General features: G+C 61.9%; 13 protein-coding genes and 3 pseudogenes. 5 read left to right on the top strand and 11 right to left on the bottom strand.

Going from position 1 to position 13,846, the window contains the following annotated elements:
- Positions 1-48: 48 nt before the first annotated feature.
- From QNO18_RS21965 to hisN, 11 genes and pseudogenes are all read right to left on the bottom strand, one after another.
- A pseudogene (locus QNO18_RS21965) lies at positions 49-150 on the bottom strand (IS5/IS1182 family transposase); the annotation flags it as partial.
- 264 nt (positions 151-414) lie between these two features.
- A pseudogene (locus QNO18_RS21970) lies at positions 415-885 on the bottom strand (phosphotransferase); the annotation flags it as partial.
- 463 nt (positions 886-1,348) lie between these two features.
- Positions 1,349-2,290 (bottom strand): phosphotransferase, encoded by a 942-nt coding sequence (locus QNO18_RS21980; RefSeq protein ID WP_283179629.1) that lies wholly within the window; start codon positions 2,288-2,290, stop codon positions 1,349-1,351.
- A 9-nt stretch (positions 2,291-2,299) separates the two neighbouring features.
- Positions 2,300-3,586, bottom strand: coding sequence for a Zn-dependent hydrolase (locus QNO18_RS21985; protein WP_283179630.1), 1,287 nt, complete (start codon positions 3,584-3,586; stop codon positions 2,300-2,302).
- A complete protein-coding gene (locus QNO18_RS21990) occupies positions 3,579-4,076 on the bottom strand; it encodes an ABC transporter ATP-binding protein (protein WP_283179675.1) in 498 nt (165 codons plus the stop codon). The genes QNO18_RS21985 and QNO18_RS21990 overlap by 8 nt, the downstream gene beginning before the upstream one ends.
- A 9-nt stretch (positions 4,077-4,085) precedes the next feature.
- A pseudogene (locus QNO18_RS25840) lies at positions 4,086-4,130 on the bottom strand (hypothetical protein); the annotation flags it as partial.
- On the bottom strand, positions 4,127-5,392 hold the full coding sequence (locus QNO18_RS21995; RefSeq protein ID WP_283179631.1) for an ATP-binding cassette domain-containing protein: 1,266 nt from the start codon (positions 5,390-5,392) through the stop codon (positions 4,127-4,129). The gene QNO18_RS21995 and the pseudogene QNO18_RS25840, both read right to left, overlap by 4 nt.
- Positions 5,393-5,406: 14 nt before the next feature.
- Complete coding sequence (locus QNO18_RS22000; protein ID WP_198835921.1) at positions 5,407-6,315, bottom strand: ABC transporter permease; 909 nt, start codon at positions 6,313-6,315, stop codon at positions 5,407-5,409.
- Entirely contained in the window at positions 6,315-7,295 is a 981-nt protein-coding gene (locus QNO18_RS22005) for an ABC transporter permease (RefSeq protein WP_283179632.1), read from the bottom strand. The genes QNO18_RS22000 and QNO18_RS22005 overlap by 1 nt, the downstream gene beginning before the upstream one ends.
- A gap of 79 nt (positions 7,296-7,374) precedes the next feature.
- A complete protein-coding gene (locus QNO18_RS22010) occupies positions 7,375-8,952 on the bottom strand; it encodes an ABC transporter substrate-binding protein (protein ID WP_171909721.1) in 1,578 nt (525 codons plus the stop codon).
- A gap of 106 nt (positions 8,953-9,058) precedes the next feature.
- Positions 9,059-9,868 (bottom strand): histidinol-phosphatase, encoded by an 810-nt coding sequence (gene hisN, locus QNO18_RS22015; protein WP_283179633.1) that lies wholly within the window; start codon positions 9,866-9,868, stop codon positions 9,059-9,061.
- 247 nt (positions 9,869-10,115) lie between these two features.
- On the opposite strand from hisN, the gene QNO18_RS22020 reads away from it, so the two are divergent.
- The 5 genes from QNO18_RS22020 to QNO18_RS22040 all read left to right on the top strand — a co-directional run bounded on the left by QNO18_RS22020 (position 10,116) and on the right by QNO18_RS22040 (position 13,691).
- Positions 10,116-10,586, top strand: coding sequence for a DeoR/GlpR family DNA-binding transcription regulator (locus tag QNO18_RS22020; protein ID WP_283179634.1), 471 nt, complete (start codon positions 10,116-10,118; stop codon positions 10,584-10,586).
- Positions 10,562-10,888 carry a hypothetical protein gene (locus QNO18_RS22025; RefSeq protein ID WP_283179635.1) on the top strand — a complete coding sequence of 109 codons (327 nt, stop codon included), beginning with the start codon at positions 10,562-10,564 and terminating at the stop codon, positions 10,886-10,888. The genes QNO18_RS22020 and QNO18_RS22025 overlap by 25 nt, the downstream gene beginning before the upstream one ends.
- A gap of 372 nt (positions 10,889-11,260) precedes the next feature.
- Entirely contained in the window at positions 11,261-11,479 is a 219-nt protein-coding gene (locus QNO18_RS22030) for a hypothetical protein (protein WP_283179636.1), read from the top strand.
- A gap of 120 nt (positions 11,480-11,599) precedes the next feature.
- On the top strand, positions 11,600-12,208 hold the full coding sequence (locus QNO18_RS22035) for a hypothetical protein (protein ID WP_283179637.1): 609 nt from the start codon (positions 11,600-11,602) through the stop codon (positions 12,206-12,208).
- 676 nt (positions 12,209-12,884) lie between these two features.
- Positions 12,885-13,691 (top strand): pseudouridine synthase, encoded by an 807-nt coding sequence (locus QNO18_RS22040; protein ID WP_283179638.1) that lies wholly within the window; start codon positions 12,885-12,887, stop codon positions 13,689-13,691.
- Positions 13,692-13,846: the final 155 nt, after the last annotated feature.

The raw sequence follows: 13,846 nt of genomic DNA on the forward strand, positions 1-13,846 counted from the left end.
GAACACCACAGGGCGGCCATGGCTGCCGGTCCTGAGCGCGCCTTGTCAGTCCTTATCCAGCCAGATCAGCAGAGATCCGCGCTGCTTCAGCGCAGCATTGCAGCACTTCCGGTTCGTCATGCGACAGATGACGGGCGCGGGCTTGCTCATGCCCGAAGCCTGACCACACGGAGCCGAACCGGGGATCCGGGCTGGAGCTGACTTCTGCAACAACACCGACCAGATCAGGCACCCTGAGGGCGTTGTACGACAGCCCGCGAATATCATTGCCGCCTGGTTTCTCGCCTCAGCGAAAATGAATTTTATGAGCTCCGGCTGGCTGACCGGGGAACGACCCCGGCCAACGGCCAGCAGGGCGCCCTGTTCTTCGTTGCCCCGGTTTGAGAGGCCATGTCCGGGATGTGACGCAGGCGATTACAGCCTGCGCAACTGTTCTTTCCAGGCCGGATTGCTGGTGATCTGCTGAAAGCGCATCAGCTTCCACACCCCATATTTGTAGAAATCGAAATCCAGCGCCGAGACCTTCAGCTGCACCATCGACCAGGCTGCCCATTTCACATCGGCCAGCGCCTTGTGAACGGTGACCCGCGCCACGATCTCGGGCGTTACCCGGCCGAAATATTCCTCGATCAGTTCGGCCTCGATTTCGGGCGTGTAGAACATCTCGCCGAACCAGATGCCCAGATCATAACAACGGTCGTTCATTGAAGCATATTCATAATCGATCAGCATGATCGAGCCATCCGCACCGATCATGAAATTGCCGGGCATCGGATCGTTGAACGAGGGCACCAGATCAAGGCCGAGGCCTGCATCGCATCGCGCGCCATCTTTGTGTTCAGCGCAATCCATTCGGCATGGCGCGGCACGGGCGAGCCAAGCTCTGCCATCTGCACATGATGCTCGTCGATCATGTCGAAAACGGTCTTTGTCAGCCCAAGCGCGGGCAAAGCATGCATCTGACGATAGGCCGCAATCGCCGCCGCGCGATTGGCGGGATTGCCGAAATCGGCATGGGTCGAGGGGCGGCGGTCGGGGATGAAATCATTGATCTCCACGCCCTGATGCGCGAGATCCTCGTAGATCTTCGGGCCAAGCCCGGCGGCTGCGGCCTTGCGCGAGGCATCCATCGCCGCGACACGGTCGATGAACATCTCGGTGCCGTTGCCGGGGATTTTCACGAACCAGTCACGTCTGGTGCAGGCCGATTGCACCCGCCAGTTGGAATTCGAGATCCCGCCCGAGACCGGCGCATAGCGGGCGCCTTCCCCGAACAGCGCCCTCGCATCCAGCATGGCCGCTTCGATATCACGCTCGGCCTGGCTCGCGGCGCTCCCCAGTGCTTTCATCATGCCCGACCCTCCGCGATCCGGATCTTTTCCTCGAATCCGGGGTGATGCAAAGCCAGCCGCGCCCGCATCAGTCGCCATTCGCCGAATTTCAGCCATTCCAGCGATTTGCGCACCGAGACATGGCCGAAGATCCGGCAGAAGATGGCCTGGATCATGTCATCCACCACCGACCAGAGCCGCGCCCGGGCAAAGCCCGCCTCATCGCCGCCATACCCGCGGAAGGTCGCCTGCATGTCCCGCTCGAATTCATGCATCTCGGCCAGCACCGCGCCCAGATCATACATCGGGTCATTGAGGCCGGCCCGGTCGAAATCGACCAGCATCGCGGCCTGGTCCGGCCCGATCATCAGGTTGGAGACCGAGCTTTCATTGCGGCACAGTGCCAGCGGCGCCGCCTCCAGCACCGGGCGGGCGGCGTTTAGAAGCGACATGATCCAGACAAGATCCGCAGGCAGGGAATCGCCCAGGCGGCCTGCCTCAGAGATAAGCGCCTCAAGCCGTGCGAAAGGCTCGAACCGCGCGCCATTGGCCGGGGTCTCATGCAGCCGCCGCAGCGCCTGCATGGTGTTCCTGCGAAAATCCGCGTCAAGGCAATCGGCCAGTCGCGCCTCGCGCCAGCCCGGACCTGCCGCCGCGAAGAGGATCGCTCCGGCTTCCGGATCGGACCAGAGAACCCGGGGCGCGACCCCGGCCTCGCCGGCCGTCTTTGCCGCCGCGAAACCGGTCGGCAGGTCAAGGACATCCCGGATCTCGGGATGGATGATCTTCAGAAACCGGCTTTCGCCATCAGGCAGATCGACGAAAACCGCCGCGCTTTCCAGCCCCCGGCAGGAGGGCGAAGCCAGCGCCGCCGGGCCGGGCCGCGTCTGTGCGCCGTCCAGCCCCGGCGCGGCGGCAATCACCCGCGCGACATCGGCATCCGTGACAATCTGACTCATGCGTCCCCCTCAGGAATTGATGGTCACAGCGAGGTCGAGATCACCCCCGGCGGCGTCGATCCGGCGGATCATCCCCACAAGAACATCACCGCCCTTCGCCAGATCTTCCGGGCTGGTATATTCGTTGTAACGGTGGATCACGCCATCGACCGACGGCACGACGAAGACAATGGACGGTATGCGACGCTGGATCGTCACCGCGTCATGGCCGCCGACCGTATCAAGTTCGATCCGCCCGTAGCCGTTCTCGTCGGCGCCCATTTCGACCAGCTTCACCAGCCGTTTGTCGAACCGCCCCGCCGGGCGGCGGTCAATCGAGACGATCTCGCCGGCCACGCCTGCTTTCGCCATCAGCTCCGGCAGGGCGGCTTTCAGCCCGGCTTCCGACCAATCGAGCATCGCCTGTTCCGGCGAGCGCAATTCGCAGAACATGATCACTTTTTCCGGAATGATATTGGCGGAATTGGGCGAAATATCGAGCCGCGCGCAGGAGCTGTACAGTGTATCCGGCGCGGTATTGGCGAGGTGCTTCAGCTCGGCCATGATATAGGCCGCACCCAGCAGCGCATCCTTGCGGTCTTCCATTTTGGTCGGGCCGGTATGGGCCTGTTCGCCCGTGACCTCGATCTTCACCTTCAGCGCGCCCCAGTGGCGGGCGAAGGGGGCGATATGTTTACCGGCCTTTTCCAGCTCGGCATCGCCTTCGATATGAACTTCAAGATAGGCGACCGGTTCGGGCGCGGTATCGGTGCCCGCATAGCCCACGAGTTTCAGCTCATCGCCCACCGATTTGCCATCGCGGTCCTGGCGCGCCAGCGCGAAATCGAGGGTATATTCGCCCGAGAAGACCGACGATCCCAGAAGGCTTGGCGTGAAGCGCGCGCCTTCCTCATTCATCCAGTCGGCGACGCAGAAATTGCATTGCGGCGTGGTGCCGGTCTCGGCGCACCAGGCGCGGTAGCTTTCGATTGCCGCCAGTGCTGCCATCACGCCATAAGCGCCATCGAACCGCCCGCCGAGCGGCTGGCTGTCGATATGCGAGCCGATCATCACCAGCGGCGCGCCTTCGCCGGCAAGGTCGATCTGGCCGAAGAGATTGCCGATGGCATCGACCTTTACCGTATAGCCGCGCGCGGCCATTTCGGTTTTGAACCAGTTGCGCGCTGCCGCATGGGCATCGGTCAGCGCCGGGCGGTCGACGCCGCCCATCGGCGTTGCGCCGAATTCCGAGATCTTGTCCATCAGCCGGTTCAGAAGACCTGCGTCGATTTTGCTTGGGACTGTGGTGTCAGGCATAGGTCTTCTCCGATACGGCCGGGGTCTCGTCGTTAAGGAAGCACGCCGCAAGCGCCCGCCCGCCCCTGTCGCGCAGGACCGGGTTTTCCACGCGGCAGCGGTCAAAGGCATGCGGGCAGCGGCTGGCAAAGGCACAGCCGGGCGGCAGGTCGATGGGTGAAGGGGGCTCGCCCTCCAGGAGGCAATCCTCGGGACGGTAGCGCCGTGTCTCCAGCGTCGGCGCGGCAGAGAGCAGCGCGCGGCTATAGGGGTGGCCGGGGTCAAAGAACAGCCGCTCATTCGGCGCCACCTCGACCACTTCGCCCAGATACATCACCGCGATCCGCGAACAGACGCGGCGCACCATCGTCAGGTCATGCGAGATGAAGATATAGGTGAAACCGTGCAGCGCCTGGAGGCGTTCGAACAGATCGAGCAGCTTGCCCTGTTCGGTCTGATCAAGTGCCGAAAGCGTCTCGTCCATGATCAGAAGCTTCGGCTCCAGGATCATCGCACGCGCCACATTCAGACGCTGGCGCTGGCCTGCCGACAGCCCGCCGGTCAGGTGGTTGTAATAGCTGTCGGCAGCCCGACCTCGTTCATCACCGCCCGCGCCCGGTCGCGCCGTTCCGCAGCCGACCCGATGCCGTGGATTTTCAGCGGCTCTTCCAGGATCTTGCCGATCGGCCATTGTGGCGGCAGCGATCCGTAGGGGTCCTGCAGCACCAGCTGGAATTTCTTGCGCATCCCGCGCAGCGTCGCGGCGCTGGCCGTGCCGACATCTTCGCCGTCAAAGATGATCTGGCCGTGATCGGGGCGTTCCAGCCCGGTCAACAGCCGCATCAGCGAGGATTTGCCACAACCGGATTCGCCCACGACCCCGAAATTGTCGCCCTGGAAGACATCGAAAGACACATTCCGCACGGCCTGAACCACAGAAAGCCCGGCCTCGCCGCCGCCGGATCTTATAGGCTTTCGCGACATCGCGGATCGAGAGCACCGGCTTTGGCACATCCCGTTCCTCGCGCGCGCGCGGGTGGTCTCATCCCAGAGCTTCGGCAGTTCCTGGATCAGTTTGGCGGTGTAGGCGCTTTTCGGGTCTTCGATCAGGGCGCGGGGCGGCTGCATTTCGGCCACGCGTCCGGCATTGAGCACCATAACCCGGTCAGAGGCATCGCAGGCCACCGGCAGCGACGAGCAGATGAACAGCACGGCCGTCGAGAATTGCGCATTCAGGTCGCGCATCAGTTTCAGGATCTGCGCCGCCACCGTCACGTCGAGCGGCTGGGTGATATTGTCGGCGATCAGCAAGGCCGGGTCCGAGATCAGCGCATCGACGATCATCGCGCGCTGCATCATGCCGCCGGAATACTGGAAGGGATATTCTTCAAACCGCTTATGGGCAGACGGAATCCGCACCGCATTCAGCAGCTGGATCGCCTTTTTCTTCGCCTCGGTGGCTGAAATATCCGGGCGCACGGCGCGGAGTTTCTCGACCAGCTGCGCGCCCACGGTCATGGTCGGGTCCAGTGCACCGGCGGGGTTGCCGCCGACATAGGCAATCTCACGGCCCGCGAGTTTGCGCGCAAGGGCAGGGTTTTGCACCAGATCCTGGCCGCGAAAGCGGATCTCGCCGCCGGTGATGCGCAAAGGGTCCGAGAGCCAGCTTGCAATCGCGCGGGCCAGCACGGTCTTGCCCGACCCGCTTTCGCCGATGACCGACAGGATCTCGCGTGGGTGGATGTCAAAGGAGATCGCCGAGAGGATCTCGCGCGCTCCGGCGGCAACGGTCAGGTTCGAGACCTGAAGGACCGGCGCAGATTTCATCGCCTCTTCCATCTTCATGCCCCCCCGTAGATCTTGTTGCGGGCACGCTCCAATGCGGCGCCCATCAGGTTGATACTGGTCAGCGTGATCACAAGGAAAACGCCGGGCATGGTGGCGATCCACCAGGCGTTCATGATGTATTTACGCCCGTCCGAGATGATATTGCCAAAGGTCGGTGTCGGCGGCTGCACCCCAAGGCCGATAAAGCCCAGCACGGATTCAAAGATCATCATCCGCGCGATATCCAGCACCGCGACAAAGGCCATCGGCGGCAGGAGAAGCGGCAGGATGAGAAGAAACATGATCCGAAGGTTCGTCGCGCCCAGCACCATGGCGCCGCGCACATATTCCTTTTTCGCTTCTGCCATCACTGTCGAGCGCATCACCCGCGCATAGACCGGCCAGCCCGCCAGCCCGAGGACAAGGATGATCGAGGGAATGGTTGGTCGCGACACACCCAGAATGGTGATTGCCAGAATGATCATCGGGATCGCGAGCTGCGCATCGGTCAGCCGCATCAGCACCATATCCACCCGGCCACCATAATAGCCGGCAAAGAGCCCGATCAGCGCGCCGACGATCAGCATCAGCACCGTGGTCGCAACCCCGATCAGCAGCGAATAGCGCAGCCCCGTCAGCGCGCGCGACAGCATATCGCGCCCCAGCTGATCGGTGCCGAGCGGGTGTTTCCATGTCCAGCCCTCGCCAAGGAACAAAGGCGGGATCAGTTTCTCGCGGACCGACAGCTTCGTCGGGTCCAGCCCGCTGAGTTCGGGGTAAAGCGCTGCGGCCAGCACCAGAAGGATGAAGACGATCAGCCCGATGCGGAACTCGATCGAGGCAAAGGCCTCGCGCCAGATCCGCGAGGATACGGTCTGGGCGGCGGCGACGCGGGCGGCGGGGTCAAGTGTTGTGACGCTCATCAGTAATCCAGCCTCGGGTCGATGGCGGTCGCAGCAAGGTCGACCACGATATTGATCAGGACGAAGGCGGCAGCGGTGATGATGGCGATGCCCTGGATCAGCGGGAAGTCACGCTGCATCACCGCATTGATCGTCAGAAGGCCAAGGCCGGGGTAATCAAAGATGAACTCGATCACCAGAACACCGCCCAAAAGCATCGAAAACTGCACGCCGAGCAGGTTCAAAAGCGGCACAGCTGCGTTTTTCAGCGCGTGGCGGAACACGATCTGGTTGCGCGACAGCCCCCGGACCCGGGCGATGTCGATGAAGTTCTGCGCCATCACGCCCGCGACCGAGACCGTCAGCGTGCGGATCAGGAAGGGCGCGATCTCGATGGCCAGCACGAAGGCCGGCAGGATCGTATAGGCGAAGTTGTGATAGCCGATGGAGGGCACCAGCTGCCATTTCACCGAGACCACCAGCGCCAGAACGATGCCGAGCCAGAAATTCGGCAGGCTGACGAATAGCGATGAAAGGTAAAGCGCCATCCGGTCAGGCCATCTGCCCGGGTAAAGCCCGCCTGCCACGCCAATCGGCAGCGCGATGACCAGCGCGAAGACCATTGCAAGCAGCGCGAGCTGGATCGTCATTGGCGCGGTCTGGGCGATCAGGTCCAGCACCCTTGCCCGTTCTCCCCGGGTCGAGTCGTCGAAACTCGCGCCCCCCACCGCCGCACCCGAGGCGGGACGGACGAAGCTCTGCCCGAAATCGCCCTGGAACACCTTGGTGATATAGCGCGTGAATTGCACCGGGATCGGGTCGCGCAGACCCATCTCGGTCGCGATCTCCTCGATCAGCGCCTCGGGGGCCATGCCGCCCGCCATCAGGCGCACCGGATCGCCGGGCACCACGCGCAAAAGCGTGAAGATCAGCGCCGATACGAGAAAGACAATCACGACGCCCTGCAAAAGGCGGCGCACAAGGAACCTAAGGATGAACATTCAAACCCCGGACGTTCTGGCAGAAAGTGTTGCTGGAAGGGCTGGCAGAGAGCGCGGGCGCCCTCTGCCAGAGGCTTTGTCAGCCGAAGGTGCCTTGGGAGGCGTCAATCTGCCCGTCGGGATACATGATCAGCCCCGAGAGGTTCTCGCGCATCCCGTGCATCAGCACCGAGGTGAACAGGGACAGCGCCGGAACCTTGTCGGCCAGCATCGGCATCAGATTGGTCTGAAGCGAGGTCTTGCGCGCTTCGAGGGAAGGCGAATTGCGTTCCTCATCCAGCGCCGCGTCAATCTCGGCATCTTCGATGCCGCAGATCCGTTTCGACGAGGAATGGAAATGCGAGCGCAGAACCAGATCCGGCTCTGGCGAACCTGTGGACCAGCCGCAATCGACCATATGGCCCGGACCACCGCCCGGACGGTCATAGAGACGCTCGTTCCAGGCCGCGACTTCCATCACGTTAAGCGTGACCTTGAAGCCCTGTTCCTGCATCAGCGCGGTGATGACCTCGCCATATTCCTTGGTTTTCGGGTAGAAGCCGGTCGAGGTGATATATTCCAGCTCCGGCAGGCCCTCACCATTCGGATAGCCGGCCTCGGCCAGCAGGCGCTGGCATTCCTCGGGGTTGTATTCCGGGTAGTTTTCAAGGTCGATATAGCCGAATTTGATCGGCGAGACAAAGTTCGCCGAGGCGTGACCGGCCGAGCCCATCACTTCCAGGATCAGCTCACGGTCGATGGCGTGGCAGGCGGCTTTGCGCACCAGCGGATTGTCGAAGGGCGCTTTCGAGCAACGGAACCAGAGATATTTGTTCTCGACCGAGACCTGGCGCTTGATGACGATACCGTCCTCAGCCTCCAGCGTTTCGGCCTGTTCGGGCTCCAGCCGTTCGATAATATCGGCCTGGCCGGACATCAGCGACAGCATCCGCGTGGTGCCGTCACCGACAAACGAGAAATTGACGCCCGGCACGGTCGGCGCGCCTTTGAAATAGCCCGGGAAGGCCTCCATCACGGTGTCATTGCCGCGCTGTTCGACGAATTTGAACGGGCCGGTGCCGTTCAGACGCTGCGAGAGCGGACCCGAGGGGCCACCCGCCACGTCATCCGCCGCGAGGATCGGCAGGTAAGACGCGAGGAAGATGAACAAAGACGCGCCGTAGCCGCCTTTCGAAGTGTCGATGACGACGGTGAAATCATCCGGCGTGGTGACTTCGAACGTGTCGGTCGCACCCGGATAGACCTGCTTCGGACGGTCCAGCCCCGAACCATATTCCAGCGTCGCCTTCACGTCTTTCGCGGTGAAGGGCTTGCCGTCATGGAAGGTCACGCCTTCGCGGAGTTTGATCTCCAGCGTATGGGCGTCGATTTCCCTGATCTCGGTCGCGAGTTCATAAACCACTTCATCGGGCTTTTCCGGCGTCATCGGCGCGCGGGTCAGATAGCCCATCACGAAGCCTTCGATATTGGTCTGCGACAGCGTGGTATGCGCGGTCGGATCCCAGTTGCCGGTGATGTTTTCGGCCGAGAGGAAGGTGATGGGTTTCGTCGTCTGGGCCATGGCCGGGCCAAACAGGAAATTCGTATTGATCTGCGGCATGGCGGCAAGCGCGCCAAATCCCGCTGAATAGTTCATAAACTTCCGTCTGCTGATCATTTCTCTCTCCATGTTGGATGCCCGGTACCGATTTCTGGCTTTTCCGGGCTTTGGTTATTTGTCGCCGCATGATGATTTGGCCCCATGCGTGCGGGGTATTTCTGTATCAGCCAGGGTGCTCCGGCGCCTGGCCCGACAGATGGTGCAACACTTCGGCATGCAACTCCGGCGTGGCCGAGGCGACGACATCACCGGCAGATTGCAGCGTGAGCGGGCGGCCATCCCAGTCGGTGATCACGCCCCCTGCGCCTTCGACCACCGCGACAAGCGGCAGGTAATCGAAAGGCTGCAGCCCGGTTTCGATGACGAGATCGCAATGCCCCGAAGCCAGCAGCCCGTAATTGTAGCAATCGCCGCCATATCGGGTCAGCCGGCCCCTGGAGCTGACCGCGTCAAAGGCTGCTTTCGAGCGGCCAGGAAAGGCGAATGGATTGGTCGTATAGATCCAGGCATCGACAAGTGCCTTGCAGCTGCGGGTCTGGCAGGGTGCACCATTAAATGTGCTCGGCCCGCCCGTGCTCCCCTGCCAGCGCTCGCCAAGCGCGGGCATGTCGATCTGCCCCAGCACCGGCACGCCGTCTTCCAGAAGTGCGATCAGGCCGCCATAAAGCGGATGCCCGGTCACGAAACTTTTGGTGCCGTCAATCGGATCGACCACCCAGATGCGGCGGCTGTCGAGATTGCTCGGTGCTTCTTCCTCACCGAATATCCCGTCTTCGGGGAATTTCTCCGCGATCATGCGGCGCAGCATGGCCTCGGTCGCGCGGTCAGCGATGGTGACCGGCGATTTGTCCTCCTTGTCCTCTACCTCAATCGGGCGGCGGAACCAGGACAGGGTAATCTCTTTCGCAGCCTCAGCCGCCTGCGTCAGGAAACGCAGTTCATCACCGGGGTCCGATTTGGAATCTCGTGGCATTTGTTGCACCTGCGAGGCATTTCTTCGTCAAACTAGTAGCGATTCGCACAAACGCGCAACAAAATTAGTTTGTCAGATGCAAAAAATTGTGGATTCAATTGCGGCATAGGGCAAATCGCGGGCAGCTAAGCGGCGGATTGACTGCTGAACTGGCCGAAACCGCCGTATTTGAGGGTGGATTGCCACATGGTTTTGGGTTTTTGTGGAATTTCTTTGGCTTTAAAGCCGGTGAAGAATGAGGTGACACATGTGGTCGCATGAGCGGCAGGCGCAGATCCTCGGTCAGCTGACCGCCCGGCAGAAGGTTTCAACCGGCGAGCTTGCCACACAATTCGATGTCTCGCGCGAGACGATCCGGCGCGATCTTCTGGAAATGGAGGAGAGCGGGCTTCTGAACCGCGTCCATGGCGGCGCGACCCTCGCGCGATCCGGGATCGAACCCGAGCCGGCCTATGAAATGCGCCGCGCCGAGAATGTGGCCCAGAAAACCGCCATCGGGCGCAAGGCCCTGACCCTGGTCCCCGAGGGATCGACGCTTTTCATTGACACCGGCACCACCACCATCGCTTTCGCGCGCGAACTGGCGGCGCGGGGCAATATCCGCGTGATCACCAATTCCTTTGAGATCGCCCGCATCATGTCTGCGGGGCGTGAATGCGACATCCTTCTGCTTGGGGGCGGCCGCATCGCGATGTGCCAGCGACCTATGGCGAGATGACCTTGTCGCAGATCGACCGCTTCCTCGCCGATTTCGCTGTCATCTCGCCGGTGGGTCTGCATGCCGACCGCGGCGTCACTGATTACGAATTGCATGAGGCCGAGGTCGCCCGGGCGATGATGCGTCGCGCCCAGTCGAATATTCTGCTCTGCGATTCCGGAAAGATCGGCGCGGAAAGCCGGGTCTCGATCTGTCGTCTTGAGGAGATCAACCATCTGGTCACCGATCCTCATCCGCGCGGTGCCAGCCTGACCCTGACGCGCGGCACGGTGCATTTTTGCGAGGTTGCGACAGGCAGTTGACCCCCCCCCCCCGATGGCTTGCAGGGGCCCGGCCTCACCCGGCCATTCGCCCGCCCGGCACGGGAAATGCTGCTGCCCCGGCGGCGGCGCAGAGATCCAGGCGGAAAACACACAGGCCTGGTACGCAGCGGGTGCGCGTTCAGGCACCGTCACGACCTGGCAATCTTCTGAAATCACTCCCCGAAGGTGACTGAAACACAGAGAGACCGAACTCTGGCAGGACGCCGTAAAGGTGGTCGAAAATATCCGACTGTATGCCCTCATAGGCCACCCAGGCGATGGTGTTCGTAAAGCAATAGATCTCGATCGGCAGCCCGTCAGCCTCGGGGGAAGCTGACGCACGATCATCGTCATGTCCTGACGAAGCTGCGAATGCGCCTTGAGATAACTCTCCACATAGGCGCGGAAGGTGCCGATATTGGTCAGGCGGCGGCGGTTCGAGCTGACCTCATCGGGCTCAAGGACCGCGTTCCAGTCCGACAGTTCACGGGTCTTGCGCTCGATATAGCTTCTGATGGGCTTCATCTGCTGCAGTCGAAGCAACTCGTCATCCGAAAGATAGCGGATGGTATTCTGGTCAATGTTAAGTGAGCGCTTGATCCTGCGCCCGCCGGTCTCCTGCATTCCGCGCCAGTTCTTAAAGGGCTGGGTTACGAGATTCCGGATCGGAACCGTCGTGATCGTCTTATCCCAGTTCTGGACCTTTACCGTATGGAGCGCGATCTCGATCACATCGCCATCGGCATTCTGGGCCGGCATTTCCACCCAGTCACCAACCTTGACCATGTCGGTGGAGCTGATCTGAACCGATGCGACCAGCGACAGCAGCGTATCCTGAAAGACGAGGATGAGAACGGCGGTCAGCGCCCCAAGTCCGGAGAGAAGGATCAGGGGCGAGCGGTCGATGACCGCCGCAACCATCAGGATCGCCGCAATGCCATAGACGAGAATTGTCGCAACCTGAACATAGCCCTTGATGGATCTGCCATTGCCCGCAGAACGCCGGTTCCAGATGGTGTGGAACAGCCCGAGCGCCGCCGAGATGGCCATCGCAAAAACCAGGATGTTGAATGCGTTCGCGACGTTTCGGACGATTGTGGCGATGGCAAAGGGCAAACCCGGTACCTGCATGATGCCGGCAGAAATCACCAGGGCAGGCGCGGCATTGGCGATCCTTGCAATCACCCCGGACCGTACAACCTCGGGTCCCTGGATATACTGGACCCCTTCGATCAGGCGGTGAAGGAGTTTCACCAGCACCGCCTTGGTAACGATGTTCACCAGGAGTGCGGCAAGGATCAGCGCACTGAGCCAGAATAGGTTTCGACCCAGGGTGTATCGACCGCGAAGGCCCAGAGGTTATGCATAATCTTAGTCTCTCATCTGCCGGTTTTGCCTGCGAAAGGGTGACCCTGCCTTGTGCCCTCTCAGGCGTCTCGGGGCAATGTCACGACCGGCCAGTCTGTCGGCATCGTGATCACTATCCATGCGGGATCGTGGGCTTACGCAGAGTGAAAGGCCAGGTCCGGCCAGGAATGTATTTCACGCATTCGGGGCATTGTTGCGAAAACGGCTGTTGGCCCGAGTTGCACCTTTCCCCCTTACATCCAGGACAGGCGCTGGATCCCGGCAGTGCCGAGGCCATAGAAGCGGTACATCCGGAGCAGGTGATCACCCATGGTTCGAGAGACCCTGCGACCCGATGCCGGTCTGGACTTCGGCTGTCTGACGGTCCGGATCACGTGAGGCGATGCATTCCCGCAAACGCCTTGAGGCAGCTCACGCTTCCCGTCGCAACGTTCGCGCCACTTGGCATCCCCTGTCGGGTAAAATACTGGATGCCGCAGCATGATCGTGAGATGGCCTGCGGCAACTATGTGTTCAGCCGGATCGACGCGGCCTTGCACAAAATGGCGTCAGCCTGAAGTCATGGGGGAATGTTCCGGCGTAAGAGCCCGCAGCCCCCCGCCATCCGACCAGAACGGAGACCGACACGATGCCGAAAGCCGTAACCGCCCGGATCGACAAATTGCTCTCCTCTATGGGCTATGGATCGCGCAGCGAGATCGGCCGGCTGGCGCGCGCCGGGCGGATCACACTGGATGGGGCAAAACCCGTCGATGTCACAAGCCGTATCACGGTTGACGCGGATCTGCCGGCACGCCTGAGTGTCGATGACGCGCCGCTTGATCCCGTGGCAGGGATGGTGATCCTTATGAACAAGCCCGCCGGCGTGACCTGTTCGCACAGCGAAGCGGGACCCCTGGTCTACGGCCTGCTGCCGCAGCGCTGGCGGCAGCGTGATCCGGTCCTCTCGACGGTCGGCCGGCTTGACAAAGAGACCTCTGGTCTCCTGCTCCTGACCGACGATGGCGATCTTCTGCACCGGATCATCAGCCCGCGACGCAAGGTCAGCAAGACCTATCGCGCCACCCTCGCCCGCCCGCTGAACGGCGACGAGGCAGCGCTGTTTGCCTCAGGTGACCTGATGCTGAAAGGTGAGACAAAACCGCTTGATCCCGCGGTTCTGGAAATCCTGTCGCCGACCGAAGCCCTGCTGACGATCACGGAGGGGCGATACCATCAGGTGCGACGCATGTTCGCGCCTGCGGCAATCATGTCGAGGCGCTGCATCGTGAGAGCCTGGGGCAGCTGCGCCTGCCGGATGATCTGGCGGCGGTTCCTGGAGGCTGCTCGGGGCGGAGGATCAGCAGCGGGTCTTTCTGTAGGATGTTCCCGGCCGGAACCGGGTCGCACAGGTTTCGACCCGGAAGTGCTTTGGCGGCCGGGCGTATTCCCATAGTCTGAAGATAAGCCCATTTCTGTGCCTGACTGCGGCACAGCGGCCTGCGCCAGGGTCAGACCGGTCACAGGGCGGGCACTCGGTCCCTGATCAACGCAATTCCAGGCAACCGGAACCAGAAATACGCGGCGGGGCGTTGCCCCGAAGGTTTTCGC

This window comes from Gemmobacter sp. 24YEA27 (assembly GCF_030052995.1).
In the GTDB taxonomy this organism is placed as follows: domain Bacteria; phylum Pseudomonadota; class Alphaproteobacteria; order Rhodobacterales; family Rhodobacteraceae; genus Pseudogemmobacter.